At 44.7% G+C, this 25,943-nt stretch carries 23 protein-coding genes; 7 read left to right on the plus strand and 16 right to left on the minus strand.

The features are described 5' to 3' along the window. The first annotated feature begins 9 nt into the window (after nucleotides 1-9). Nucleotides 10-726: a two-component system response regulator BtsR gene (btsR, locus tag AACQ75_RS17580; protein ID WP_017046291.1), complete on the plus strand. Its 717-nt coding sequence runs from the start codon at nucleotides 10-12 to the stop codon at nucleotides 724-726. 54 nt (nucleotides 727-780) lie between these two features. Here btsR and nagZ read toward each other — a convergent pair whose 3' ends face one another. Beyond that, a complete protein-coding gene (nagZ, locus tag AACQ75_RS17585) occupies nucleotides 781-1,767 on the minus strand; it encodes a beta-N-acetylhexosaminidase (RefSeq protein WP_170889150.1) in 987 nt (328 codons plus the stop codon). Nucleotides 1,768-1,865: 98 nt separating this feature from the next. Here nagZ and AACQ75_RS17590 point away from each other — a divergent pair, with 98 nt between their 5' ends. Both AACQ75_RS17590 and murQ read left to right on the plus strand, forming a co-directional pair. After that, nucleotides 1,866-2,978 (plus strand): anhydro-N-acetylmuramic acid kinase, encoded by a 1,113-nt coding sequence (locus AACQ75_RS17590; RefSeq protein ID WP_026028077.1) that lies wholly within the window; start codon nucleotides 1,866-1,868, stop codon nucleotides 2,976-2,978. Nucleotides 2,979-2,993: 15 nt separating this feature from the next. Then, nucleotides 2,994-3,923 (plus strand): N-acetylmuramic acid 6-phosphate etherase, encoded by a 930-nt coding sequence (murQ, locus tag AACQ75_RS17595; protein WP_013857549.1) that lies wholly within the window; start codon nucleotides 2,994-2,996, stop codon nucleotides 3,921-3,923. On the opposite strand, the gene AACQ75_RS17600 is transcribed toward murQ, so the two are convergent. Both AACQ75_RS17600 and AACQ75_RS17605 read right to left on the minus strand, forming a co-directional pair. Further along, nucleotides 3,920-5,716, minus strand: coding sequence for a cation:proton antiporter (locus AACQ75_RS17600; RefSeq protein WP_094149661.1), 1,797 nt, complete (start codon nucleotides 5,714-5,716; stop codon nucleotides 3,920-3,922). The two genes, murQ and AACQ75_RS17600, sit on opposite strands and share 4 nt — an antisense overlap. Nucleotides 5,717-5,767: 51 nt before the next feature. Beyond that, nucleotides 5,768-6,109 carry a DUF2799 domain-containing protein gene (locus AACQ75_RS17605; protein WP_170889151.1) on the minus strand — a complete coding sequence of 114 codons (342 nt, stop codon included), beginning with the start codon at nucleotides 6,107-6,109 and terminating at the stop codon, nucleotides 5,768-5,770. A 243-nt stretch (nucleotides 6,110-6,352) separates the two neighbouring features. On the opposite strand from AACQ75_RS17605, the gene AACQ75_RS17610 reads away from it, so the two are divergent. Beyond that, nucleotides 6,353-7,837 (plus strand): carbon starvation CstA family protein, encoded by a 1,485-nt coding sequence (locus AACQ75_RS17610; RefSeq protein ID WP_017043277.1) that lies wholly within the window; start codon nucleotides 6,353-6,355, stop codon nucleotides 7,835-7,837. Between the two features lie 95 nt (nucleotides 7,838-7,932). Here the strand turns inward: AACQ75_RS17610 and ispH are convergent, their stop codons facing one another. From ispH to murJ, 6 genes are all read right to left on the minus strand, one after another. Next, the gene (gene ispH / locus AACQ75_RS17615; RefSeq protein WP_013857553.1) at nucleotides 7,933-8,895 is read right to left on the minus strand and encodes a 4-hydroxy-3-methylbut-2-enyl diphosphate reductase; all 963 of its coding nucleotides are present in this window, start codon (nucleotides 8,893-8,895) and stop codon (nucleotides 7,933-7,935) included. Nucleotides 8,896-8,921: 26 nt separating this feature from the next. Further along, nucleotides 8,922-9,353 (minus strand): FKBP-type peptidyl-prolyl cis-trans isomerase, encoded by a 432-nt coding sequence (gene fkpB, locus AACQ75_RS17620; protein WP_013857554.1) that lies wholly within the window; start codon nucleotides 9,351-9,353, stop codon nucleotides 8,922-8,924. A gap of 168 nt (nucleotides 9,354-9,521) precedes the next feature. Further along, the gene (gene lspA / locus AACQ75_RS17625; RefSeq protein WP_026027447.1) at nucleotides 9,522-10,031 is read right to left on the minus strand and encodes a signal peptidase II; all 510 of its coding nucleotides are present in this window, start codon (nucleotides 10,029-10,031) and stop codon (nucleotides 9,522-9,524) included. Nucleotides 10,032-10,048: 17 nt separating this feature from the next. Next, nucleotides 10,049-12,907: an isoleucine--tRNA ligase gene (gene ileS / locus AACQ75_RS17630; protein ID WP_170889152.1), complete on the minus strand. Its 2,859-nt coding sequence runs from the start codon at nucleotides 12,905-12,907 to the stop codon at nucleotides 10,049-10,051. 63 nt (nucleotides 12,908-12,970) lie between these two features. Then, on the minus strand, nucleotides 12,971-13,906 hold the full coding sequence (gene ribF, locus AACQ75_RS17635; RefSeq protein WP_026028079.1) for a bifunctional riboflavin kinase/FAD synthetase: 936 nt from the start codon (nucleotides 13,904-13,906) through the stop codon (nucleotides 12,971-12,973). 71 nt (nucleotides 13,907-13,977) lie between these two features. Continuing rightward, a complete protein-coding gene (gene murJ, locus AACQ75_RS17640) occupies nucleotides 13,978-15,540 on the minus strand; it encodes a murein biosynthesis integral membrane protein MurJ (protein WP_170889153.1) in 1,563 nt (520 codons plus the stop codon). A gap of 257 nt (nucleotides 15,541-15,797) precedes the next feature. Here murJ and rpsT point away from each other — a divergent pair, with 257 nt between their 5' ends. Further along, a complete protein-coding gene (rpsT, locus tag AACQ75_RS17645; RefSeq protein ID WP_026027444.1) occupies nucleotides 15,798-16,058 on the plus strand; it encodes a 30S ribosomal protein S20 in 261 nt (86 codons plus the stop codon). Nucleotides 16,059-16,210: 152 nt separating this feature from the next. On the opposite strand, the gene AACQ75_RS17650 is transcribed toward rpsT, so the two are convergent. After that, nucleotides 16,211-16,504 (minus strand): ArsR/SmtB family transcription factor, encoded by a 294-nt coding sequence (locus AACQ75_RS17650; RefSeq protein ID WP_026028082.1) that lies wholly within the window; start codon nucleotides 16,502-16,504, stop codon nucleotides 16,211-16,213. A gap of 274 nt (nucleotides 16,505-16,778) precedes the next feature. Next, entirely contained in the window at nucleotides 16,779-17,669 is an 891-nt protein-coding gene (gene nhaR / locus AACQ75_RS17655; RefSeq protein WP_026027442.1) for a transcriptional activator NhaR, read from the minus strand. 371 nt (nucleotides 17,670-18,040) lie between these two features. Between nhaR and AACQ75_RS17660 the strand changes: the two genes are divergently transcribed. Continuing rightward, complete coding sequence (locus tag AACQ75_RS17660) at nucleotides 18,041-19,186, plus strand: Na/Pi symporter (protein WP_170889154.1); 1,146 nt, start codon at nucleotides 18,041-18,043, stop codon at nucleotides 19,184-19,186. Nucleotides 19,187-19,289: 103 nt separating this feature from the next. Here AACQ75_RS17660 and AACQ75_RS17665 read toward each other — a convergent pair whose 3' ends face one another. The 5 genes from AACQ75_RS17665 to rppH are packed head-to-tail and all read right to left on the minus strand — an operon-like array spanning nucleotide 19,290 to nucleotide 24,571. After that, a complete protein-coding gene (locus AACQ75_RS17665) occupies nucleotides 19,290-20,141 on the minus strand; it encodes a thymidylate synthase (protein WP_170889155.1) in 852 nt (283 codons plus the stop codon). Between the two features lie 15 nt (nucleotides 20,142-20,156). Then, nucleotides 20,157-20,960, minus strand: coding sequence for a prolipoprotein diacylglyceryl transferase (lgt, locus tag AACQ75_RS17670; protein WP_013857591.1), 804 nt, complete (start codon nucleotides 20,958-20,960; stop codon nucleotides 20,157-20,159). Nucleotides 20,961-21,003: 43 nt separating this feature from the next. Further along, nucleotides 21,004-21,795 carry a sulfite exporter TauE/SafE family protein gene (locus AACQ75_RS17675; RefSeq protein WP_013857592.1) on the minus strand — a complete coding sequence of 264 codons (792 nt, stop codon included), beginning with the start codon at nucleotides 21,793-21,795 and terminating at the stop codon, nucleotides 21,004-21,006. An 8-nt stretch (nucleotides 21,796-21,803) separates the two neighbouring features. Next, complete coding sequence (ptsP, locus tag AACQ75_RS17680; protein ID WP_170889156.1) at nucleotides 21,804-24,050, minus strand: phosphoenolpyruvate--protein phosphotransferase; 2,247 nt, start codon at nucleotides 24,048-24,050, stop codon at nucleotides 21,804-21,806. A gap of 2 nt (nucleotides 24,051-24,052) precedes the next feature. Beyond that, nucleotides 24,053-24,571, minus strand: a complete 519-nt coding sequence (gene rppH, locus AACQ75_RS17685; protein WP_010319133.1) for an RNA pyrophosphohydrolase — start codon at nucleotides 24,569-24,571, stop codon at nucleotides 24,053-24,055. Between the two features lie 605 nt (nucleotides 24,572-25,176). On the opposite strand from rppH, the gene mutH reads away from it, so the two are divergent. Beyond that, nucleotides 25,177-25,842 carry a DNA mismatch repair endonuclease MutH gene (gene mutH, locus AACQ75_RS17690; RefSeq protein WP_026028083.1) on the plus strand — a complete coding sequence of 222 codons (666 nt, stop codon included), beginning with the start codon at nucleotides 25,177-25,179 and terminating at the stop codon, nucleotides 25,840-25,842. Nucleotides 25,843-25,943: the final 101 nt, after the last annotated feature.

Genomic DNA, 25,943 nt, shown 5'->3' on the forward strand with positions numbered 1-25,943 from the left:
GGGAATAACATGCTATCGGCACTGGTTATTGATGACGAACTGCTCGCTCGGGAAGAACTGACTGAGCTACTAGAAGAGACGGGCGATGTTGATGTGATTGGTCACGCCAGTAATGCGATCGAAGGGTTAAAAAAAATCAATCAGCTAAAGCCAGACGTGGTGTTTCTCGACATCCAAATGCCACAAGTTACTGGCATTGAGCTGCTAGGGATGCTTGACCCAGATACGATGCCCAATGTGGTGTTTGTCACCGCTTATGATCAGTATGCGCTGCAAGCGTTTGAGGAAAATGCATTTGATTACCTACTCAAGCCGGTTGACCCTGAGCGCTTAAAGAAAACGCTGCAACGTTTAGTTCGCCAAGGGCACAAAAAGCAGGATTTTTCAATTTTATCACCAGCAGGGTTAGATCAAGTTCCCTGCATTGGATTAAATCGAATTGTGATCATTGCCACCAAAGATGTCGAGTTTGCTTTGAGCGACATCAGTGGTGTTCATGTGCAAACTCATTTACAACGAGCCACCAGCCAATTAACGCTCAAAATTTTGGAAGAAAGAACGCCACTGGTTCGTTGTCACCGCCAGTATTTAATCAATACTAGGGCGATTAAAGAGATCAAATTATTGGACAATGGGCTGGCGGAAATCATCACCCTTAGTGATCACAAAGTGCCCGTCAGTCGACGTTATCTAAAAAATTTAAAAGAAGTTCTGGGTTTTCACTAACCGCAACGAATAGAAAATAACGGCGCTGAAGCTTTCACGCACAGCGCCATTTTTTTACTCACCAAGCAGTCGTTTCATCGCTTCTGAAGCTTGCTTCCACTGTTCAGTACTTTGCAGTTGAGGAAGATTAAAAGCACGACGTTTGAGTAGAGACTCAGCCGCTGGCACATCCAAAATCGGCAAATTATCCAACACTTCAATTTGAGCTGCGCGTTGATTGCACACTAAAATCATGTCACATCCAGCGGCTAACGATTGATGCGCGCGCTCGGCAGGACCGCCCATGACAGATGCTCCTTCCATTGTTAAATCATCAGAAAAGACTAATCCTTTGAACCCTAACTGCTGGCGAAGTACTTGCTTCAACCAAAACGCAGAACCGCTGGCAGGTTGATCATCATAGTGAGGATAAATCACATGCGCAGGCATCATGGCATCGAGCACTCCAGCTTCAATCTGCGCTTTGAATATTGCCATGTCCTCTTCCATTACCGTGCTGCGCTCATCATAGGGCGTCTCAAGATGCGAGTCAGCGATTACCCCGCCGTGACCGGGAAAGTGTTTACCTGTTGTTGCCATGCCAGCCTCTTTCATGCCTTGCATATAGGCTGAACTGTGGCGAATGATGCTCTGTACATCATCGCCAAAAGCACGATTACCAATCGCTTTACATGCATGACCTTTATCCAATACAGGAGCAAAGCTGAGATCAATATCATGAGCAATCAACTCCACCGCCATCAGCCAGCCACCTTGGCGAGCTAATGCTTCACCATTATTCTGCTTGGCATACTGCTGCACGGCAGGGATCAGCGAAAACCCATCACGAAAACGTTGTACTCGCCCACCTTCTTGATCGACACCAATCAAAATCGGACGTTTTGCTGCGTGGCGAATCGCTTTATTAAGCGCAAGCAACTGCGCGTTATCGTGATAATTACGCGCAAAAAGAATGACCCCGCCGACAGTGGGATGCTCAAGAATCTCTTTGTCTTCAGCGCTCAATTCACAGCCTGCCACATCTAGCCACAACGGTCCCATGCTCACTCCAAAAATTTACTTAAACAGTTAATTTAACGAGGTTATTCGCTTTGAATTTCTATTACAATGATTTTGTTTTTGAGTTGAAGGAGAAGCGAATGAAGAGCATTGAACGCTACATTGGTGTGATGTCTGGCACCAGCATGGATGGTGTCGATACAGCGCTGGTCGAAATGGATGGCAACCAAATTCGTTTATTGGCTCACGCTGATTTCCCAATGCCAGAAGATCTCAAACAGCGTTTGCTGAATGTCTGTATTGGGCAATCAACCAATGTGCAAGAGATTGGCGAGTTAGACCACTTGCTCGGCCATCTGTTTGCTGATGCAGTCATCGCTTTACTGGCTCAATCAGGCTATCAAGCGTGCGATATTCGCGCGATTGGCTGCCATGGCCAAACGGTTTTTCATCAACCCAACGGCAATACGCCTTTTACGATGCAACTCGGTGATGCCAATATTATCAGCAGCAAAACTGGCATCGACACGGTGGCTGATTTTCGGCGCAAAGATATGGCGCTCGGCGGCCAAGGAGCGCCATTAGTCCCTGCATTTCACGACACCATTTTCAAATCAACCGATTCGAGCGTTGTAGTACTCAATATTGGTGGCATCGCTAATATTTCGGTACTGCGGCCGCAGCAAAAAGTATTAGGCTACGATACGGGTCCGGGCAATATGTTGATGGATGCGTGGTGCTTTGAACAGACAGGCCATAAATTTGATGACAATGGCATGTGGGCGAGATCGGGAAAGGTACACCAACCACTACTCGAACGTCTCAATCAAGAGCCGTACCTTGCGTTGAATGCACCGAAAAGTACAGGTCGCGAGCTGTTTAATCTCCCTTGGCTTCAGCAGATATTGGCTGAGTTTTCGTTAGCAGCAGAAGATGTGCAACGTACACTCTGTGAATACACAGCACTCACCATCGCCACGCAAGTCGCACACTACCAATGTGGGCCAGCGCCGGAATTGCTGCTGTGTGGGGGCGGTGCCCGTAACCCGCTATTGGTTGAACGTTTGCAGGCCCATTTAGCACACTGGCGCATCATGCCCACCAGCGATAAAGGGGTGGATAGTGACTACATGGAAGCGATGGCTTTTGCTTGGCTTGCTCAACGTCGTCTGCATAATTTACCCAGCAATCTACCAGAAGTAACCGGAGCAAGCGCTCTCGCTTCGTTGGGTGTGGTCTATTTTACTCATTAATAAGTAAGGAATGGTATGACTAATGACGCGCTGCTCTCTGCGCTTTCTCACCTTATTTCCGAAGGTCGCAACCCTGACACAATGGATATTGACCTACTATCAGCACAAGAAATTGTAGAACGGCTCAATCAACAAGATAAACACGTTCCGCTGGCCGTCGAAAAAGTCATTCCGGAGATCGCCTTAGCCGTGGATCGAATTACCTATGCATTCAAACATGGTGGTCGATTAATCTACATTGGCGCAGGAACCAGTGGTCGATTAGGCGTTCTTGATGCATCAGAGTGCCCTCCAACATTTGGGGTTAGCGATCAGATGGTGATTGGTTTGATTGCCGGTGGGAAAGAGGCCATGTTCAGTGCTAAAGAAGGGGCGGAAGATTGCGCAGAACTCGGCATTCAAGATCTCAAAAGTATTCATTTTACGGATCAAGATGTGGTTGTTGGCATTGCCGCTAGTGGGCGAACACCTTATGTCATCGGTGCCTTGGAGTATGCTAATGATTTGGGCGCGACAACCATTGCCCTATCATGTAACCCGGATTCCCCGATTGCAGAATTGGCGCAAATAGCCATTAGCCCTGTCGTTGGGCCAGAAGCTCTGACCGGTTCAACGCGCTTAAAATCCGGTACAGCGCAGAAGCTGGTACTCAACATGCTCACCACCGCTAGCATGATCCGTCTTGGTAAGAGTTACCAAAATTTAATGGTCGATGTTAAGGCCACTAACCGAAAACTCATCGCCAGAGCGGTGCGAATTGTGATGCAAGCAACCGACTGTGAACGCGCTGAGGCTGAATACTTATTAGCCCAAAGCAACAACAATGTAAAAGTAGCGATATTGATGCACTTGACGGGGTTAAGTTATGCAGAAGCTATGGATAAATTGACTGAGTCTGATGGTTTTCTTCGCCGGGCAATGGAAAGTGAACACGAGAGCCACTAGTGGCTCTGGCTCTGTTTGATCAACGAGACGACTATTTCACCTTCCGTAGGTAAAAACTCCTGAATAGAATGGTGCATCTGGATACGGCCTTTGACGTTCACCATAAACAGTGGCAAAACAAAATGTTCTTTGTTCTGCTGGAGATAATCTTGGTAGGTGAAACTTTCGCTCAGTTTTGTGTGCTTAATTTCTGCACCTTGGTTGATCAAACTGGCTAATTTTTTATAACTCACTTCACCATTAAAAAGTGATAAACCGTGATATTCCTGAGCCACTTTGTGTTTATCGCTACTATTGTCATTGGCATGATCGTTCAAACAAAATACGCGTTTTTCACCGAAATCACTGAGAAAATGCATGCAAGCCATAATATTGAAATGCTTATCAGGGCTAAGTGCAACCACATGACCAATACCAATCAAATCTAAATATTCATCGGCGTGGCTTGATATCGGATTACCATAATAATTGGCTAGCCCCGCCATTCGCGCCTGACTAATGTAGTCCCAGTTAGAATCGGTGAGCACAACGCGACAATCATATTTCGCAAACGCCTTTCCAAGCGCTCGAGCGACGTCATTCGCACCAATAATCAAAAAACCACGCGGAGCAGGTTCTGCCACCTTCAATGCCATTGCAATAGGACGCGCCGTCGCACTTTGTAAAATCACCGTTCCAATAATGACCATAAACGTTAAAGGCACTAATAGTGTCGCTCCCTCTACACCTGCCGCTGTCAGTTTGATAGCAAATAGAGAAGAAATAGAAGCAGCCACAATACCGCGAGGCGCCACCCAAGCCAAAAAAGCTTTCTCTTTGAAAGATAATGAGCTGCGCACGGTTGCAATAAAAATGGACATCGGACGGGAAACTAACTGCATTACCACCAACAACAGCAATGCACTCCACCCTAATGCTTGGAAATCAGCCAGCTCGATGCGTGCAGCCAAAAGGATAAAGAGGCCAGTGATTAGCAAAATAGTCAGGTTTTCTTTGAAATGAAGAATATGCTGAATATTGACGTTTTTAGCATTTGCCAGCCACATCCCCATCACCGTCACCGTCAGTAAGCCAGACTCTGACTCGATGGCGTTAGAAGCGGAAAAGACGCCAAGTACCACAGCCAATACAGCAAAAGGCTGTAAATATTCAGGCAACATGCCTCGCCTCAATATGACAGCGACGGCTTGGCCAGCGGCCGCTCCTATACTTAAACCAACACCAATAATTAAAGAGAAAACGTATAAGCTATGCGCTTCACTGCTAGAGATAATAAACTCATACACCATCACCACAAACAGTGCACCCAACGGGTCGATGAGTATTCCTTCCCAGCGCAATATATTGGAAAGTCGAGCATTTGGCCGCACGGTACGTAGCAGCGGTACTATGACGGTCGGCCCGGTAACTACGGTCAAACTGCCAAACAGCAGCGCAAGTGACCAATCAAAGTCCAATAAATAATACGACGCAACGCTGGTTATTCCCCATGAAACTAGGGCTCCAAGCGACACAATGCTCCACACAGTGTGGTTGACGCCGCGAATATCTTTGAAGTTGAGTGTGAGGCTACCCTCAAACAAAATCACCGCAACCGCAAGAGAAATCAAAGGGAATAATAATTCTCCCAATAGCTGCTGAGGTTCTAACCACCCAGTCAACGGACCAACGACAATGCCCGCAATTAATAAAAATAAAATAGCAGGAAGACGCAACTTCCATGCTAACCACTGGCACGTCAAACCAAGAACGCCAATGGCTGCAATAGCTAAAGCAATAAACTCTTCATGCATATATTTTCTCTAATAGCGATATCTTAAATGGATAACCCATCAATAGGTGGGTTAATTAGAAAACTCATTCCAACCCCGTTGCCATTCCATGCGAAAGCGCTGTGCTTGCTCGGTTCCTTCGCACGCACCTTCATAATATAGTCCTGACAATCCAATTTGATAGGCGAAATTGGGGTTACAATACTCGCTTAGCCCTTTAACGTATCCCGCTTCGTAATCGGCTTGTTGCACCGAACCCAGCTCAGAAAGCTTTTTATAGCTGCGCTGAGTATGACCTGTGACTCCATCTTGATAACCAATTTGTTGCCAATCTCCGTTTTGTGCTAATTCAGCATCAGAGGCCGCACACCCAATCATCAATATAGCAGCGCACAATACACTTAATTTTTTCATTGTTGTCCTTAAGTTCTTATTTTCATTCAATTAGCCTAGCAGATTGCTTGTAAGATGCCACTCATTGCCTCCCAGCAGCAAAGCATTATTGATCCAGATGATGAGACGAGCCCTAAACCACTTATTGTGTGAAATAGCCACTTAACTGGCTATAGTGCCGCTCACTGGAAAAGCAGATGTTTCTCGTCACAGAGCCCTTTATTATCCACAGTGAGCTTAATTCATTCATAAAGGACAATTGCTATGATGTGGTTTCTTACCTGTGTCGCAGCCCTACTGGCCGGATACTTTATCTACGGCGCTTTTGTAGAAAAAGTATTTGGTATTAACGAGAACCGTAAAACACCGGCCCACACCATGAGTGATGGCGTGGACTATGTTCCTATGTCGACCAAAAAAGTCTACTTGGTACAATTGCTTAATATTGCTGGCGTAGGCCCAATTTTCGGCCCAATCATGGGCGCACTCTATGGTCCTGCAGCAATGTTGTGGATTGTCGTTGGCTGTATTTTTGCAGGTGCGGTGCATGACTACTTTTCAGGCATGTTGTCGGTACGCAATGGCGGCGCTTCAGTGCCCACCATTACTGGCCGTTACCTAGGCAATGGCGCCAAACATTTTATGAACATTTTTGCCATTGTACTGCTACTGCTTGTGGGGGTTGTTTTCGTTTCTGCGCCTGCGGGGATGATCACCAATCTGATTAACGAGCAAACGAGTCTAACGGTGAGCATGACCTCAATGGTGGTGATCATTTTCGCTTACTACATTCTCGCCACCATCGTTCCTGTCGATAAAATCATCGGCCGTTTCTACCCACTGTTCGGCGCATTGTTAATCTTTATGTCGGTTGGCTTAATGACCGCGATTGCACTTTCCAGTGAACACACTGTGATGGGCGGTTTTGAAATGAGCGACATGTTCAGCAACATGAACCCGAACGACCTACCACTTTGGCCAGCGCTCTTTATCACGATTGCTTGCGGTGCTATCTCTGGTTTCCATGCAACTCAGTCGCCATTGATGGCTCGCTGTATGGAAAATGAAAAAAATGGCCGCTTCGTGTTTTACGGTGCCATGATTGGTGAAGGCATTATCGCACTTATCTGGTGTGCGATTGCACTCTCTTTCTTTGGTTCATTGGAAGGATTATCAGAAGCGGTGAAAAACGGCGGCCCGGGTAACGTTGTGTACAGCGCATCCTTTGGCTTATTAGGTGTGTTTGGCGGCATCATCGCCTTCTTGGGTGTGGTTATCCTACCCATCACCTCAGGCGATACTGCATTTCGCTCTAGTCGTTTGATCTTAGCTGAATATTTCAATATGGAACAAAAAACGCTGCGTAATCGCTTGTTCATGGCACTGCCGCTGTTTGTTTTGGGTGCCATTCTCACTCAAGTGGATTTCGGTATTATTTGGCGCTACTTCGGTTTTGCCAACCAAACCACAGCAGTAATGATGCTTTGGACCGCTTCCGCCTATTTACTACGCCACAACAAACTGCATTGGATTGCGACTATCCCCGCGATGTTTATGACCACGGTTTGTGCCACCTTCATTCTTAATAACAGTGCATTAGGCTTTGGCTTACCGATGCAAGCATCAACCATTGCCGGTATTTTGTTCTCACTGTCCGTAACCATATATGTAATTAGAATCTCCAAAGGTAAAGGCGACATCGAACTTACCGATGAAGAAAAACCGAAAGCAGTCACAGAAACTGCATAGTGTGAATGACGCTTCGCTTGCGTTATAGAAAAGGGCTTCCATTTGGAAGCCCTTCTTCTTTTATTGGTACGTCTAATTCAAATACTTTTTATTGACTAGTCGATTTGCTTGATTTGCAGCTCTTTGGGCACTTCAAAAAACATGTTCTCTTCTCGTCCAAGCACTTCTTCAACCGATTGAGCACCAAGCTCTTTAATTCGATCTAGGATCTGATTCACTAATGCTTCGGGTGCCGATGCGCCGGCCGTGACGCCAACGGTTTTCTTACCATCGAACCACGTTGGATCAATATCTTCAGGGCAATCAATCAAGTAACCCGGCGTTCCGAGCTTTTCCGCCAATTCTTTTAAACGCGTAGAGTTTGATGAGTTTTTCGAGCCCACTACCACCACCAAATCAACATCCAATGCAAGTTGACGCACTGCATCTTGGCGGTTTTGTGTCGCGTAACAAATATCATCTTTACGTGGTCCCTGAATATCCGGAAACACTTCACGCAATTTATCAATCACATCGGCTGTTTCATCCACCGACAAGGTGGTTTGGCTAACATAATGTAAATTAGTCGGATCTTTAACGATAGCTTTTAGTGATTCAACATCTTCCGGTTTTTCAACCAAGTACATGCCACCTTTTTTACTGGCGTATTGGCCCATGGTTCCTTCCACTTCAGGATGACCTGCATGGCCAATCAATACCACTTCCATACTGCGGCGACTGGCTCGAGCCACTTCCATATGCACTTTAGTCACCAAAGGGCAAGTGGCATCAAACACGGTTAATGCACGCGCTTTCGCTTCAAGTCTCACTGCTTGCGAAACGCCATGAGCAGAAAAGATTACAATATTGTCATCAGGTACTTCGTGTAAGTCCTCAACAAAAATGGCCCCGCGCTGCTTCAGCCCTTCCACCACAAAGCGGTTATGCACCACTTCATGTCGTACATAAATCGGAGGCTGATATAGCTCAAGTGCGCGTTCAACAATGCTGATCGCACGATCAACACCGGCGCAAAAACCACGAGGGTTGGCTAACAATATTTTCATTTCATTGCTCATTGAATAGGGTTATCGCAAGTTGCCAATTATTCTACAGACAAAATTTCAACATCAAAAATGACATCTTGTCCTGCAAGTGGGTGGTTAAAATCAACCGTTACCGAATCGCCCGCAATAGCGGTGATAATGCCAGGAATTTCTAAGCCATCGCGGCCACTAAACGCCATAATCGTGCCAACTTCCACCTCAGTATTACCGGCAAATTTGGCGCGATCCATATGGTGGATGTTATCTGGGTTAGACAAACCAAACGCGTCTTCGGCTTTTAACTCAATGGTTTTGGATTCTCCGGCACTCAGACCGATTAAGCACAACTCAAAATTGTCGCTTAGACTGCCATCACCAATAACCAATTTCGCTGGTTTGCCCATATTATGAGTGCTATCCGCAATAGAGCCATCTTTTAATTTAATGGTGAAGTGTAGGGTTACCGCACTGTTTGCTTTTATTGTCGTCACGTGATTTCTCTTTATTTATTTTAGTGTGGAGACAAGGCATCCATAACGACATAAAAATGCCCGTTTTTAGTACGCCTATCGCCACCGTATTTTTAGAGATGAAGAGTAAACAAAAAGCGCCACCTGAATCAACAGACAGCGCTTAGGGTTATTCAACTATTTTAGCCATTATGAGTGCGCATCGTCTTTTTTACGAAAGCCATCAAGGATAATCATTGCTGCACCAAGGCAAATGGCACTGTCAGCCAAGTTAAACGCTGGCCAGTGATAATTACCCCAGTAGAAATCAAGATAATCAACCACAAAACCGTGCACGATACGATCAAACACGTTGCCGATTGCGCCACCAATAATCATGGCATAAGCGATATTATGCCACTTCTCTTGCGCAGGCAGCTTACTCATCCAGTAAGTGAGGAGCCCCGTCACTGCAAAGGCGATAGCGGTAAACAACCAACGTTGCCAACCCGCTTGATCGCCTAAAAAGCTAAATGCCGCACCATAGTTATGTACATAAAGTAGGTTAAAAAAAGGCATTACTTCGATGCGATTTGCCCAACCATACTCCATGTTATCCATGACCATCAGCTTTATGCCGACATCAAGGGTAAATATCAGAAGCGCTAGCCATAGCCAGCGGACTCCTGATTGTTTCCAAGTAAGCGTCTGCTCTGTCATATTGAATCCCAATATTATTAAGCGAACTTACGAACTTCGCCTTCACCATCGACGTTTGACACACAACGGCCACAAATAGTTTCATGACCAGTGATAGTGCCTACGTCAGGAGTATGATGCCAACAACGATCGCACTTCTCTGCTTCCGTTGCGCTCACCAACACAAACAAACCTGCAGTTTCCGTTGCTTGTGCCGCATCGCTTTTCTCAGCCAGAGGCTTCACTATCGCTTTTGATGTCAGCAGTACAAAACGCAATTCATCTTCAAGCTTGTTTAACTGAGCCACTAAAGCATCATCAGCAAACAGCACCACTTCAGCTTGTAATGAGCCACCAATGATTTTTTCACTACGAGCGGTTTCAAGCAACTTGTTCACCGAGCTACGAACTTTTTGCATCTCTGCCCAAAATTCATTGTTCAACTCTTCGCCTTCAGTTAAGCCAAACAGACCTTCAAACCACTCACCCGTGAAGACAAACTTTTCACGCGGCTCGCCATTAGCTTGCATCGCTGGCATTTCGTTCCAAATTTCATCAGCCGTAAATGACATGATCGGTGCCATCCAACGAACCAAAGCCTCAACGATGTAATACAGCGCCGTTTGACAGCTACGCTGTGCATGTGCACCTTGTTTAGCCGTGTATTGGCGATCTTTAATCACATCAAGGTAGAACGAACCCATTTCAATTGAGCAGAAGTGCATCAAGCGTTGGATCACGCCATGCGTATTATACTCTTCATATGCTTTGACAATTTCTTGTTGCGCCGCAAAGGCACGGCCTACGGCCCAGCGATCCAGCGACACCATCTCGTCTGCTGCAACCATATCCGTTGCTGGGTTAAACCCATTGAGGTTAGCTAAGAAGAAACGTGCTGTATTACGGATACGGCGATAAGCATCCGCCGAACGTTTTAGAATTTCGTCAGAAACCGCCACTTCGCCAGTGTAATCAGTCGATGCAACCCATAGACGCAGGATGTCTGCACCCAGTTTATTGGTGACATCTTTTGGCGCAACCACGTTGCCGATTGATTTTGACATCTTGCGGCCATGACCATCGACCACAAAGCCATGCGTCAATACTTGTTTGTAAGGCGCAGCACCTTTCATTGCTACCGATGAAATCAATGAAGATTGGAACCAACCACGATGCTGATCTGAACCTTCAAGGTACAGATCTGCACCGTGGCCATTGAACTCTTCACGCTTATCAACAACGGCGTAGTGAGTCACACCAGAGTCGAACCACACATCCAGTGTATCGAGTACTTTTTCGTAATGCTTGGCATCGTCCTCGCCCAAGATCTCAGCAGTGTCGACATCCCACCACGCTTGAATCCCTTTTTGTTCTACCAATTGCGCCACTGTTTCAATCAGCGCAGGGCTATTAGGATGAAGTTCTGCCGTCTCTTTATGCACAAATAGCGCAATCGGTACACCCCAAGTACGCTGACGAGAAATACACCATTCAGGACGACCTTCAATCATTGCTTCGATGCGGCTTTGACCCCATTCCGGCATCCATTGTACGCCTTTGATCGATTCTAGAGCTTGGGCGCGCAGACCGGCTTGTTCCATAGAGACAAACCATTGTGGTGTTGCACGGAAAATGATTGGGGTTTTATGACGCCAGCAATGAGGATAACTATGCTCGTAGGCATGGTGGTGCAACAAAGCACCTTTTTCTTTCAGTACTTCAAGTACAGAGTCATTCGCTTTAAACACATGTTGACCAGCAAATAGCTCGGTGTCTGCTAGATATACGCCGTTTGAACCGACAGGGTTGGCTACTTCAAGACCGTATTGCTGACCGACCACGAAGTCTTCTTGACCATGACCAGGAGCAGTATGAACGACACCAGTACCCGATTCAGTAGTTACGTGCTCACCCAAAATCGCAGGTACAGTAAATGCGTAAAATGGATGATTAAAAGACATTAGTTCTAGGTCTGCACCTCGGCAAAAACCAAGATTGTGGTAATGACTGATACCAGCACGATCCATGACACTTTTTGCAAGTTCTGACGCAACGATAATGCGTTCAGCAGGGCGTTCACCGTCTGCTTCAATTTGCAGCAAAACATATTCAAGATCATCACGTAAGCAGACTGCGCGGTTAGCTGGCAAGGTCCAAGGTGTGGTTGTCCAAATTACAATCGACACTTGACCGTGGCCGGCGTGATCAGCCGCGAGCGTGAACTTTTCAAGCAGCGCCGCTTCATCGGCTGCTTTGAATCGTACGTCAATCGAAGGTGACACTTTATCTTTGTATTCAACTTCCGCTTCAGCCAGTGCTGAACCACAATCAGTACACCAGTGAACGGGTTTGAAACCTTTCAGCAGGTGGCCTTTATCGGCAATTTTACCCAATGCGCGAATAATGTTCGCTTCGGTGGCGAAATCCATGGTGCGATAAGGTTTATCCCACTCACCCATGATGCCCAAACGCTTAAAGCTCTCTTTCTGGCCTTCCACTTGACCTGCTGCATATTCACGGCATTTTTCACGAAACTCAGCCGCGGTCACTTTCTGGCCCGGTTTGCCGACTTTTTTCTCTACCATCAATTCGATAGGTAGGCCGTGACAGTCCCAACCTGGGATGTAAGGCGCGTCAAAACCAGATAAGGTTTTCGATTTGATAATAATGTCTTTAAGAATCTTATTCAGTGCGTGACCAATATGAATATCACCGTTGGCATAAGGAGGGCCATCGTGCAATACGAAAGATTTTTTGCCTTTTTTGGCTTTACGGATTTCGCCGTAAAGATCTTCTTGATACCAACGCTTTAACATTTCTGGCTCACGTTTAGCCAGATCGCCACGCATTGGAAACCCTGTTTCAGGTAGGTTCAGGGTATCTTTATAATCACTCATCGATTCTTAATTCCGTTATATTGGGCGACGTTAGACATGATATTAATCGGTGGAATAATCCGACTAATTCTTTAGCTGATGCAACCACACCCTTGCCGCATCAGCATCCAATTCAATTTGTTGCTTTAACGCTCCAAAAGATTCAAATTTCTTTTCATCTCGAAGCTTATGTAAAAGTGCCACTTCTAGCTGTTTGCCATATAAATTGGCATGAAAGTCAAACAAGTGTACTTCAAGTTGTTGGCGAACCCCGTTGACTGTTGGCCTATTACCAATATTGGCAATTCCTCCGATAGGCGAGTTATCAAGGCCATAGACATTGACGACGTAAACACCAGAGACCGGTGAAACACAGCGCTTAAGCGGAATGTTCGCTGTAGGAAAACCAATGGTTCGCCCTAACTTTTGACCATGCGACACTCGACCACTGATACCGTAATCACGACCGAGCATCTGCTTAGCTAACACTAAGTCATCGCTTGCTAAAGCGTTACGAATAGCAGTACTACTCACTCTTTGTTGTTGCAAGCAAAAACTGTGGGTACTTACCACCTCAAAACCAAACTGTTGTCCAGCTTGCTGCAGCATACTGAAATTACCTTGGCGATTTTTACCAAAACAAAAATCATCACCAATCACCAGAAACTTAACACCCAACTGAGCGACCAACAAGTCACGAATAAAAGCTTCTGCCGTTAAATTAGCAAAGTGCTGGTTAAAATTCACACATAACAATCTGTCAACCGACTGCTTGTTCAATTGCACAAATTTATCACGTAATCGAGTTAATCGAGCTGGTGCATTGTGCTTGGCAAATAATTCTAATGGCTGCGGTTCAAACGTCATGACCACCGAAGGTAAACCCAATAATTGCGCTTTCTTGGATACTTGCTTCAAAACTTGCTGATGCCCTAAATGAACACCATCAAAGTTTCCGATGGTTAATACACAGCCATGATGCTGTGGCTTGATATTGTGAATGCCGCGAATCAATTCCATTAGAAAATGCTTAAAACCTATAGTTCTCAATTAGCAAGGTGCGAAACCGACGGATTATATACTAATCACCATTAATCTGTCGCCGCTTTTAAGTCTTTTAAACGCACGCCAAGCACGGCTAGGCAAAGCAAATAACTGACCGCACCGATACTGATCAGCATCACCAATGATGTAGCCCTCTGTGTCAGGCTCCACTCTAGCCACGTTGACATTTCTTCCAATTGCCAAACAATGACCACAACCATCGCACTGCTGGCCACCATTAAGCGAATAATAAAACCAATAGTTTTACGGGTGATCTGATACACCCCTTGCACATGTAACCCTCTGTAAAGCAGTGCCATGTTGATAAAAGCAGATAATGACGTAGCTAACGCCAAACCAACATAACTTAAATGCCACGCTAAAAGCGCATTGAAGACCATATTAGAGATCATGGCGATAATGCCATAACGAACTGGCGTTTTGGTGTCTTGCCGAGAGTAGTACCCTGGTGCAAGCACTTTGATCAGCATAAAACTGATCAAGCCCAAACCAAATGCATAGAGTGACAACGCCGTTTGATTGACATCATTCGGGGTAAACTCACCTCGCATAAATAGCACCATAAGCATCGGTTTTGCCAACACAATCAGGCCTAACATCGCAGGAAAACCGAGCAGACAAACCATACGAATACCCCAATCCATGGTTTGCGAAAATCCTTCGCTGTGGGCATCAACATGTTTACGGGATAATGCAGGCAAAATAACGGTAGCGATCGCAATACCAAATAAGCCTAACGGAAATTCTAGCAAACGGTCTGAATAGTAAAGCCAGCTGATGGAGCCCGTTTGTAAGAAGCTGGCAATGAAGGTGTCCAGCAATAAGTTAATTTGACTGACCGATACCCCAAAAAGAGCGGGCAACATCAAGGTGCGAATTTTCACAACCCCCGGTTCATTCCAACCCCATTGAGGCCAAACCAATAAACCTGCTTTGAGCAAAAATGGAATTTGAAATAGAAACTGGACCAATCCCCCAAGAAGGACGCCAATCGCCAAGCCAATTTCCGGTTGTTGTAAGTGCGGCGACAAAAACCAAGCGCAACCGATGATCATCACATTCAAAAATACAGGGGTAAAAGAAGAGACGGCAAACTTGCCCAAGGTATTGAGAATCGCTCCTGATAAAGCAACAAAAGTGATGAACCATAAGTAAGGAAAAGTGATTTTTAATAATAAACTCGCAAGCTCAAACTTATGCGCATCAGGACCATCATTAAGCCAATCTAAAAACCAACCAGCCCCAAACAGTGCCGTGACCGCACCAGAGCATAAGATCCCCACAACAGTCACCAAAGTGACAATAACCCCCAATGTGCCAGATGCTTTAGCAATCAGTTCGCGTGTTTCATTGATATCTCCGGATGAATGGTATTCGGTCAGTACTGGAACAAACGCTTGAGAAAAAGCCCCTTCGGCAAATAGCCGACGTAAAAAGTTAGGAATTTTATTAGCAAAGAAAAAAACATCGGCACTCGCACCTGCCCCCATCAAATTCGCAACAACTACGTCACGAACTAGACCCAACACACGAGAAATCAACGTCATAGCACTGACAATCAAGCCAGATTTGAGTAGGCGTTTGCTCACTATTACCTCGAAAAACAAGCCAAAACGTCATTATCCACAGCAACACATAAGGAATGTCAGTGCGAGATCAGATAAGTATTAGCATTGGAAAAAAAATACTGTTAGAATCCCCGCATCTTAACCGCGATGACCTTCCTATACCAAAATTTGTTTGGCCTAGAACGGTTTTTGCACAAATCATTTGACAATTGAGAGCAAATAAGGGATATTCCCCGCCCTTAAATTGTCACCGAACTAAGTTTTTGGGAGTTAGACCCTTGGCAAATAGTAAATCTGCTAAGAAGCGCGCTATCCAAGCCGAGAAACGTCGTCAGCATAATGCTAGCCGTCGTTCTATGATGCGCACTTACATGAAGAAAACCATCGCAGCTATCGCAGCTGGCGATAAAGAAGCTGCAACTGCTGCATTTGCTGCAGTTACACCAATCCTTGACCGTATGTCGACTAAAGGTCTTGTTCACAAGAACAAAGCTGCTCGCCATAAGTCTCGTTTCGCTGCAGCAATCAAAGCTCTATAATTTAGACTTGGTTCCACGCGAAAATAAAAACCGGCTAAGGCCGGTTTTTTTATATCCGCAGTGTCAAGTAAAGTATTTACTCTAATTTTAATATAAAAAAATCCGAACTATGTTACTGAAACATAATTTCGGATTGTGTATTTTTCAAAACACTAGCGGCAGTATAAACCGTGTAACAACTCAATCATCGCCTTGATCTCATGGCTGCTGAGTGTGTAGTAAACCGTCTGAGCTTCTTTTCTTGTATCCACTAACCCATCTCTTCTTAACCAAGCAAGATGCTGCGAAAGTGCCGATTGACTCAATTCTAATTTCCCACATAGCTCACCAACCGACAGTTCTTGATTGTGTAATAAACACAATATTTGTAGGCGTCTTTCGTTAGCCATAGCCTTTAACAACACCACTGCTTTAGCGGAATTTTTTTCCATTTCTTGTAGGTTCATGAATAAGCTCCCTTGGAACAACTTCTTACATCAAACGCATCACAAGTTTGCATCTTCCTTAACCCAACAGGTTATGAGTTTATAAGTAAGGTTAGTACCTTTTTCTACGTAGTTTAATTGTTATACCGTTTATGACGGCAACCATTCAATAGAGCGTCAATAACGGCATCAGAAGGCGTATAACCAGTTTAGATTAGTATTACTTGGCAAGCGATAATTAATAATATTGCTAGATAATGAGATAATAATCTATTTATCGTTAGTAGTGAAAGCATCATACAAACAAATTATTAAAATCTGCATCGCAAACATTTTTCACTGCCGGATGTTGGATCATCCTCTCAGCAAAAATGACGTAGTACTCTTCTTTTAAATCATCAATCTGACCGATGAGTTGCAAAGGAAGATCATCACCAACTTCAGTCACATAGATTGAGGGCGCTAAAAAAATTGCATCATGATGATAACGCGCAAAAGCTTTCATCAATGCCGCATCATCAAACTCCCCCAGAATATTCGGCTTCAGGCCTTGACGGTCAAACCATTGCAATAGATTACGCCCCATCGCGGTTCGGCTTCCCGGTATCAACAACTTTCTCTGCTCTAAAATGGCGGGAAAAGAGACATTTTCAACCTTGCCTGAACAAAAAAAACTCATGTGACTCTCACCCAGTTTTTTGCTGAACAGGCCCGGGCTTTGGCTGGAATCGACGGGATAATCAGAGAGAATCATATCCAATTTGTGTTGTGAAAGTTGCTCTAACAACATTTCATGGGTCGATTCAAAACAACGCAAGTGGATACTGCTATCGGCCGGGACTGTCGTCATCAGTATTTTACTGACAAGCCGTTTAGAGAGGGCATCCGCCACTCCTACATCAAACAGCAGATTAGAGCGCTGACTATAATTGACAATATCGAGCATCTCATAACTTAAGCCGAACATCCGGTCAGCATATTTAAAAACCAGTTGCCCAAGTTCTGTCGGTTCAATGCTACGACCATTACGCTTAGTAAGCTTACCATCCATGCGCTCTTCAAAAGCCTTAATTTGCCCAGTGACGGTTTGCGGAGTCAAGAAGAGTGCTTCTGCAGCTTTAGTGACCGATCCCTGCTTGCATACCATCCAGAAGTAGTAAAGATGATTGTAGTTGAGGTGAAACATGATAAGGACACTCAATTTTATCTGGTCGTTGTTTATAACAAACCCAAATCAAATGAGCAATTAACTCGGAAAAACCGAACTTAAGAACGTTAGCTAATCTTAATAACGAGCAGTTGGAGTTCAAAAATGACAACTTCGTCATAAAATATCTAAAACTAGCGTCCCTCGCTCTCCTCCTCCACGTTGTTAAAATCGCATAACATCATGAAAATTCAATAAATAAAGAATTAAAAGTCACCGCGAAACTTGTTTTTATCAGAGTTATCAATGAGAAACTCGCTGTCATATAAATGAAATAATTATTCTCTACTATCTCGCTCAGATTCAACAACAGACCGAACAACACTCAAAAGGTCAATGGAGAAAAGAAAATGAACCAAGCGACAACTACTGCTGCACCCATTGCGAGTACCACTCGTTGGCTGCGTTGGGCGAACTTGGCATTCATGCTCTACCTACTGCTACTTGCAGTGGCGATGGTAGGTAGTGGATTTAAATGGGCGACAGGTGATCAAGCTAAGGTACTGTTTGAGTTTGCCTCACACCCAATAGCGGGGTTGATGATAGGGTTAGTCGCCACAGCATTGATTCAATCTTCAAGCACCGTAACCTCTATCATTGTCGGTCTTGTGGCTGGCGGATTACCTGTTGAAATGGCGATCCCAATGGTTATGGGTGCCAATATTGGCACCACAGTAACCAACACGCTTGTTAGCCTTGGACACGTTCGTTGCCAAGTCGAATTTAAACGCGCTTTTGCAAGTGCAACAATTCACGACTTCTTTAATCTTTTGGCGGTACTGATTTTCCTACCGTTAGAGATGATGTTTGGTATTTTAGAGAAAACTTCTCATTGGCTTGTGTCACCTTTGCTCTCTACTGGTGATATGAGCATGAAAGGACTCGATTTTATCAAACCTATCACGAGCCCAATTATCACGGCACTAAAAGGCCAGCTGATCACTTTTGGTGAAGTTGTAGGTGGCGTGATGTTGATTGTTCTTGGTATTGCGACCATTTTTGTGGCTATCACTGTCATGGGTAAGCTCATGAAGAGTTTGATGGTGGGTCGTGCGAAAGAGATACTCAAAGATGCCATTGGGCGCGGACCGCTGCACGGTATCCTTTCAGGTTCAATCGTCACTGTATTGGTTCAATCTTCTTCAACTACCACCAGTTTAATGGTTCCGCTGGTCGGCACTGGTGTATTGAAAGTACGCGATGTTTACCCATTCACTTTAGGGGCTAATATTGGCACTTGCATTACCGCCCTACTCGCGGCAACGGCCGTTTCTGGTGAGTTTGCGGTATTTGCCTTGCAAATTGCTTTAGTCCACTTAACCTTTAATGTATTAGCCACTGTGTTGATCTATGGTGTTCCGTTTTTACGTGAACTGCCAATTAAAGGCGCAGAAATGATTGCTGAGATGGCAACAAAGAATAAAGCGGTCGTTGCGGGTTATTTACTATCGGTCTTTATCATTATGCCTGGCGGTATACTGGCACTAACGGCTTAAGTAACGAACAAACCACACGACAGATCAAAAAAAATCCCCGAGCAACGCTTCGGGGATTTTTTACAACTAGAAAACAGTACTTTTTAATAATGCGAGAGAGCAACTAAACCGAAAACGGGTACTGGATGGCATCATGACATTGGTAGCCTTCAATCCAGAAATCATCCAAGGTAACCCAAGTTTCAAGATCTTCTAGCGTTTTAATTTTCGGGTTGATATGAAACTTCGCCATAGGTAGTGGATCACGCTTAAGTTGTACATCTGTCATCAACGCCAGTTGGTCTTCATAGATATGCGCATTGACGATCTTATGGTAGGCCACGCCCGCTTTTTTGCCGGTAATTTGCGCCATAATTGCGAGGAACACGTAGACCTGAACCATATTAAAATTCAAGCCAAGCGGGACATCACACGAGCGTTGCGTACTATTGAGATACAAAGTATCACCCAACAACGAAAAGTGATGACTGTACATGCAGGGGCGCAAGCAACCCATATGAAACTCACCTGGGTTGTAAAAGTTTAGGATTTCGCCTCTATCATCAACGCCACGTGAAAGATCATCAACAATCTTACGCAGTTGATCAATCTGCCCACCATCCGCCTTGGCCCACGCACGTCCTTGAACGCCGTACACGCGGCCCATATCATCTTCACCTTTACGGTATGGATTGTTAAGCCAAGCTGCATTTAAATTCGCATTCGCATCCCACGTTTTGGTTCCTAAAGCGCGAAAATCGGCTGCATTATCGTAGCCACGAATATAACCAAGCAGCTCAGCAACTGCGGCTTTCCAGAAGCTTTTACGCGTTGTCACTAACGGGAATTGATTCTGACCTACATCGTAGGTGAGATCAGCGTTAACCACCGTTAGGCAGCGTTTGGCGGTACGTTCATTTTCGATCCAAACGCCCTCATCAACAATTCGCTGACAAAGTTCAAGATACTGTTTCACAAACTATCCTTAACACTATTGAGTCACTTTATGGTTAACCTTGTACGCCCATACCATCATCAGCGCACCGACAATGATCATCGGTAGCGACAGGATTTGCCCCATGGAGATAAATCCAGCGAACAATCCTAATTGTGCATCAGGTTCACGAACATATTCGACAAGGAAACGGAATGTTCCGTAGCCTATCAAAAATAGCCCTGAGACTGAACCAATTGGCCGATTTTTGCGGATAAACAGGTTCAATATAATAAACAGCACAATCCCTTCTAAGAAAAACTCATAAAGCTGTGATGGATGGCGAGGCAAAGGCCCGCCGTTCGGAAAAATGATCGCCCATGGAACATCGGTTACTCGCCCCCACAATTCACTGTTCATGAAGTTGCCTAATCGTCCCATACCTAAACCAAATGGAACCAAAGGAGCCACAAAATCGGCGACACCAAAAAACGTTCGGTTATTTTTCCGTGCATACCAAAACATTGCACTGATCACGCCAAGTAGACCACCATGGAAAGACATCCCGCCTGTCCACACTTTAAAAAGATAGAGCGGGTCTTGGAGAAACAGATCAAAATTGTAAAACAACACATAACCGACACGACCACCAATGACCACCCCTAAAAATCCAGCAAACAGCAAATCCGAGACTTGCTCACGAGTCCAGCCACTATTTGGTTTGTCCGCTCTGCGATTGGCAAGCCACATCGCAAAAACAAAACCAACTAAATACATTAAGCCGTACCAGCGAATGGATATAGGGCCAATCGCAATCAGCACGGGATCAATATTTGGGAACTGTATAAAACCCTGAGACATAAACGTGTTCTCTTACTAAAAATGAGGTGAAGATAATAAGTGATTAAAACAGCATAGTTGCCGCTATAACCATCAGAAAAACGGAGAATATTTTTTTCAATACCGCCGTCGGTAACTGAGTCGCGTAACGCGCTCCTAATCGAGTAGTGAGAATTGAGGTCGAAGCAATGGCGACTAACGCAGGTAAATAGACATAGCCAATGCTGTAAGGTGGTAAATTCTCCACTTGATAACCGTGCAAAATAAAACCAATCATGCCAGAGATTGCGATCACACACCCACAGACAGAAGAAGAACCGACGGCTTTACGCATTTCAACGCCATGACGATTCAAAAAAGGAACGGAGAGCGAACCGCCACCAATTCCCGCTAAACTAGAGACAATACCAATACCACTGCCGCATAGCATGGTCACCCACGCACCGGGCATCGATCTTTGCATTTGTGCTTTTATCGATAAAAACATTTGAATCGCCAGGCAAAAAACAATCACGCCAAATACTTTCGGTAGATATTGAGTCGGAATCACATCTGCGATCATTGAGCCAACAAACCCACCGACGATAACGCCGGGCATGAGCCACTTGACGACAAACATATCCACATTGCCCAATTTAAGGTGATTTAATGCCGAAGAAGCCGAAGTAACAATGATGGTCGCTAGCGATGTCGCTAACGCTAAATGCATACTAAGTTCGGGGGAAATACCTGCCTTGGGAAGCAAAAGAAGCAACGCCGGAACGACAATTAAACCACCACCAATGCCCAGTAAACCAGCCATAAAACCAACGACTGAGCCCAATAACACCAGCAACACCATCAACTCAAAATTCACATTGGTTCCTATTTTTTTCCTGCGCGGATAAAGCCAGCAAAGCCTTTATCTTCAAAGTATGAGTGCATCATATTATAAATGTCGTTGCCGTAAGGTTGCATCAACGTTTTGTCAGCAAGTTGCCGTAACTGTCCTAATTGAGAGTGCCTCACTAAATATTTGACCTTGGCTACGTTGGAGGTATTCATACTTAGCATGCGATAACCCAAACCAATTAATAACAGTGAACCGATAGGGTCTCCGGCCAACTCACCACACACACAAACAGGTATACGATAAGACTGGCAAGTCTCTAAAATCTGTTTAAGCGCCATCACCACCGCTGGATGCATGGAGTCATAGACATCAGCAACATGTGCATTGTTCCGATCAACGGCCAACAAATATTGGGTTAAATCGTTGGTTCCAACCGAAACAAAGTCCACTTTGCTCGCAATCAATGGTAGAAGATAAATCATCGATGGTACTTCAATCATAATGCCAACCTTGGGCATTATGATCCGATCATCAACGCTAGAAACTTCTCGATACGCTTGCTCAATCAACCGCATTGCGTCGTCTAACTCTTTCGTTCCTGAAATCATTGGCAATAAAATGCTGAGATTTTGGTTATCGCCGCTGGCACGCATCATCGCCCGCAGTTGAATCAAAAAAATATCGGGATGATCGAGCGTAAAACGAATGCCTCGCCAGCCAAGAAAGGGATTGTCTTCTTCAATGGGTAGATAAGGCAGTGCTTTATCGCCACCAATGTCTAACGTTCTCATCACCACCCGTTTATCAGGATAAGCGTTCAAAACGCTGCGATACTGCTGCACTTGTTCTTCTTCTGATGGAAAGCGATGTTGCAGCAAAAAGGAAATTTCGGTTCGATACAGCCCGACACCATCAACCCCTTGGTTAATTGCGATGTTGGTATCCGCACTTAATCCAGCATTGAGCATCACTTCAATACGTGTACCATCTTGCGTAAAAGGAGCTTCTGCAATGGTTTCATTAACCATTTGAGAAAGTTCGCTTTCTTCATAAGCTAAAGCGCGATATTCCGCCAGAATTTGTCTATTTGGTGAGATAAAAACCTTGCCGCTATAACCATCGACAATGCCCTTTTTACCGTTGATCTCCTTGAGATTAAGTGAAATTCCCATCACTGCGGGAATGCCCAAGGCCCGTGACAATATTGCTGCGTGGGAATTGGCAGCCCCTTCTAAAGAGACCACCGCCAGTAATTTATCTTTAGGAATAGCGGCGAGAATTGAAGCAGTAAGTTCGCGTACCACCAAAATAATCGGTTTATCAAGTTGCTGCTGATCATGCTCAGTGTTGTGCAAAAAAAATAGCAGTCGCTGACCTAGCTCACGAATATCCTGTGCACGCTCACGTAAGTAAACATCTGACATCTTCGCAAAACGGTTGGAATAACTCTCCACAACTTGCCGTAATGCCCAATCTGCACGATCGCCTTTTTGGATCTGGCTTTTCAGATCGTTGCGTAGCATCGGATCATTGAGTAGATGAGTAAAGAGATCGAAGATGGCTAACGCATCTTTATTAATATCACTATCGAGTTTTTTTCTTAAACGACGAAAATCGTTCAAGGCGCTTTCTACCGCCAGCACTAGCCATTCTTGTTCTCGTTCAATATCGAGCGTTGAGGCGGGGTAAACATCAGACAGTTGAGGTTGGGTGTCATCCCACCAAAACTCACCAATCGCGATGCCAGATGACGCAGCAATGCCACTGGTGGATAACTGCTTTTTCGAAAGCAGCCACTGCCCTTGTGTTTGAGCATGAGCAATAATCACGGCTACTTGCGCCGCCAGAGTGACAATAAAAGACTCTTCCATCTCACTAAATAAGCGAGGTGTTTTTTGCTGCACGACCAAGATACCCAGTACTCGCTTGCGATGAATAATCGGCGTACCAAGAAAGCTTTGATACACCTCTTCGCCAAGCTGTTTGAAGTATTTAAAATTAGGATGTTTCGACGCTTCAGCAATGTTGATTGGCTCAGCTGAACGTTTCACTAAGCCCACTAAACCTTCGTCAAAACCGATGTGGATTTTGTCGCCTTTGAACTTTAAGCCTTGCGTTGCCATCAGTTCTAGACGATGTTTTTCTTCGTTAGCAAGATAGACAGTGCAACACTCGGTACTCATCGCATTGCACGTTTGCTTAACCAAAATATCCAAGGCTTGGTGTACATCTTCTACCTTGGATACTTGTTCAACTATTTCCCTTAGCTGAGAGAGCATGTCTATCCTCTTTTATTTTTGCGCTTACCTTTGTTATTACGTTCTTTAAATGGCATCGCGAATGATGCAAACTCTTTCATGGCGCGACGATAAACATCTCGCTTGAAAGAGACTACTTGCCTCACTGGATACCAATAACTGACCCAACGCCAACCATCAAATTCAGGGGTACTGCCGCGCTGCATGTTGATTCTTGATTCATCACACTCTAAGCGCAGAAGAAACCATTTCTGTTTTTGCCCAATACAGACAGGTTGAGAATCCCAACGAACGAGCCGTTTTGGTAATTTATATCTTAACCAATGACGGCTTGTTGCTATGATTTTCACATCTTTCTTTGTAAGCCCAACCTCTTCGTAAAGCTCTCTAAACATCGCTTGTTCAGGAGTTTCATCGTCGTCAATTCCACCTTGTGGAAACTGCCAAGAGTGTTGTCCGTATCGTTTCGCCCAGAATACCTGACCATGGTTGTTACAAATCACAATACCAACATTGAGTCGGTAACCATCGCCATCGATCACTGGCCAACCTCTAGTAAAATCTTAATTGCTTTGATTTTTCCACATATCCCCAATAGGAGCAAACTTACTAGTGTGATTAACACGAGATTTATGTATTCCTAATCATTAATTGGATAACTTTTCATCAAATTTAAAGTTATCAACAAAATAATGCGACACCAGCCACATTTATTCACCTTTTCTGTGAGTAACTATGTGAAGAATCTCTAGATAGCGACTCACTTCCCCAAAAAGCAAAAGAATACGGACCAATATAAAAAAGATAATAATAAATTAAATACATTAAAAACAATGAATTAATTGGATTTTCCATTATTCACATTACGTTGCGATTAACAAAAAATTGATCCTTTCACAACATGCTCAAAGATCCACCAATTAGCTCGTTATCCACACCCCCACTCTAGTAGAAATAAGATTTACTGATTAAGAGACCCACTCTCTCAAGCAAAATCCTGTAAATGCATACAGACAAACAAAAAATGGAATATTTTCCCGATCAACCTGTGGATAACTTGAATTGCGATGATCTTTTAAGCAAAAGAAACGACAGCACATTGTGTATAAGAATTTGCTACAATCGCGTTTTTATCATTCAAAGTATCATGAAACCTGCACCTAAAACTGAACATGAATTAATGCTTAGAGCCCAAGACATTGCAGGCTTAAGCTTTAGTCAACTAGCCGAAGAAGCCAAGATGACCGTGCCCCCTGACTTAAAAAAAGATAAAGGATGGGTCGGTCAGCTATTAGAGTGGCATTTGGGTGCAACAGCAGGCAGCAAACCTCAGCAAGATTTCGAGCAATTAGGTATCGAGCTCAAAAGTATTCCAATCAGTTACACTGGAAAACCGCTCGAAACAACGTTTGTGTGTGTGGCCCCACTCACCGGTGTTCATGGTTTAACATGGGAGCAAAGCCACGTGCGAAATAAACTCTCTCGAGTACTGTGGATCCCAATAGAGGGTGAGCGAGAGATCCCCCTAGCCCAGCGCCATGTCGGATCGCCATTGCTATGGAGCCCTTCTCCTGCACAAGAACAGCAGCTAAAAAATGATTGGGAAGAACTGATGGAGTTCATCGTTCTTGGCAAAGTTGAGCAGATCACCGCTAAGCACGGTGAAGTATTACAGCTCAGGCCAAAAGCGGCAAACGGGCGAGCATTAACCGAAGCCTACGGTGCTAATGGCAAACCTATCAAAACCCTGCCACGAGGCTTTTATCTTCGAACTCAATTTACCGCGAGCATTCTTGAGCAACACTTTATTTAAAAGTGCTCGTTATTGCTCATGAAAAAACGTAACCGTTTGATCTTTCACTGCACAATTCGTTTCCGTTTCACTGCCATCTTCGCTTATAGTAAAAACGTCAC

It is taken from the genome of Vibrio sp. B1-2 (assembly GCF_963888445.1).
Lineage (GTDB): Bacteria > Pseudomonadota > Gammaproteobacteria > Enterobacterales > Vibrionaceae > Vibrio > Vibrio anguillarum.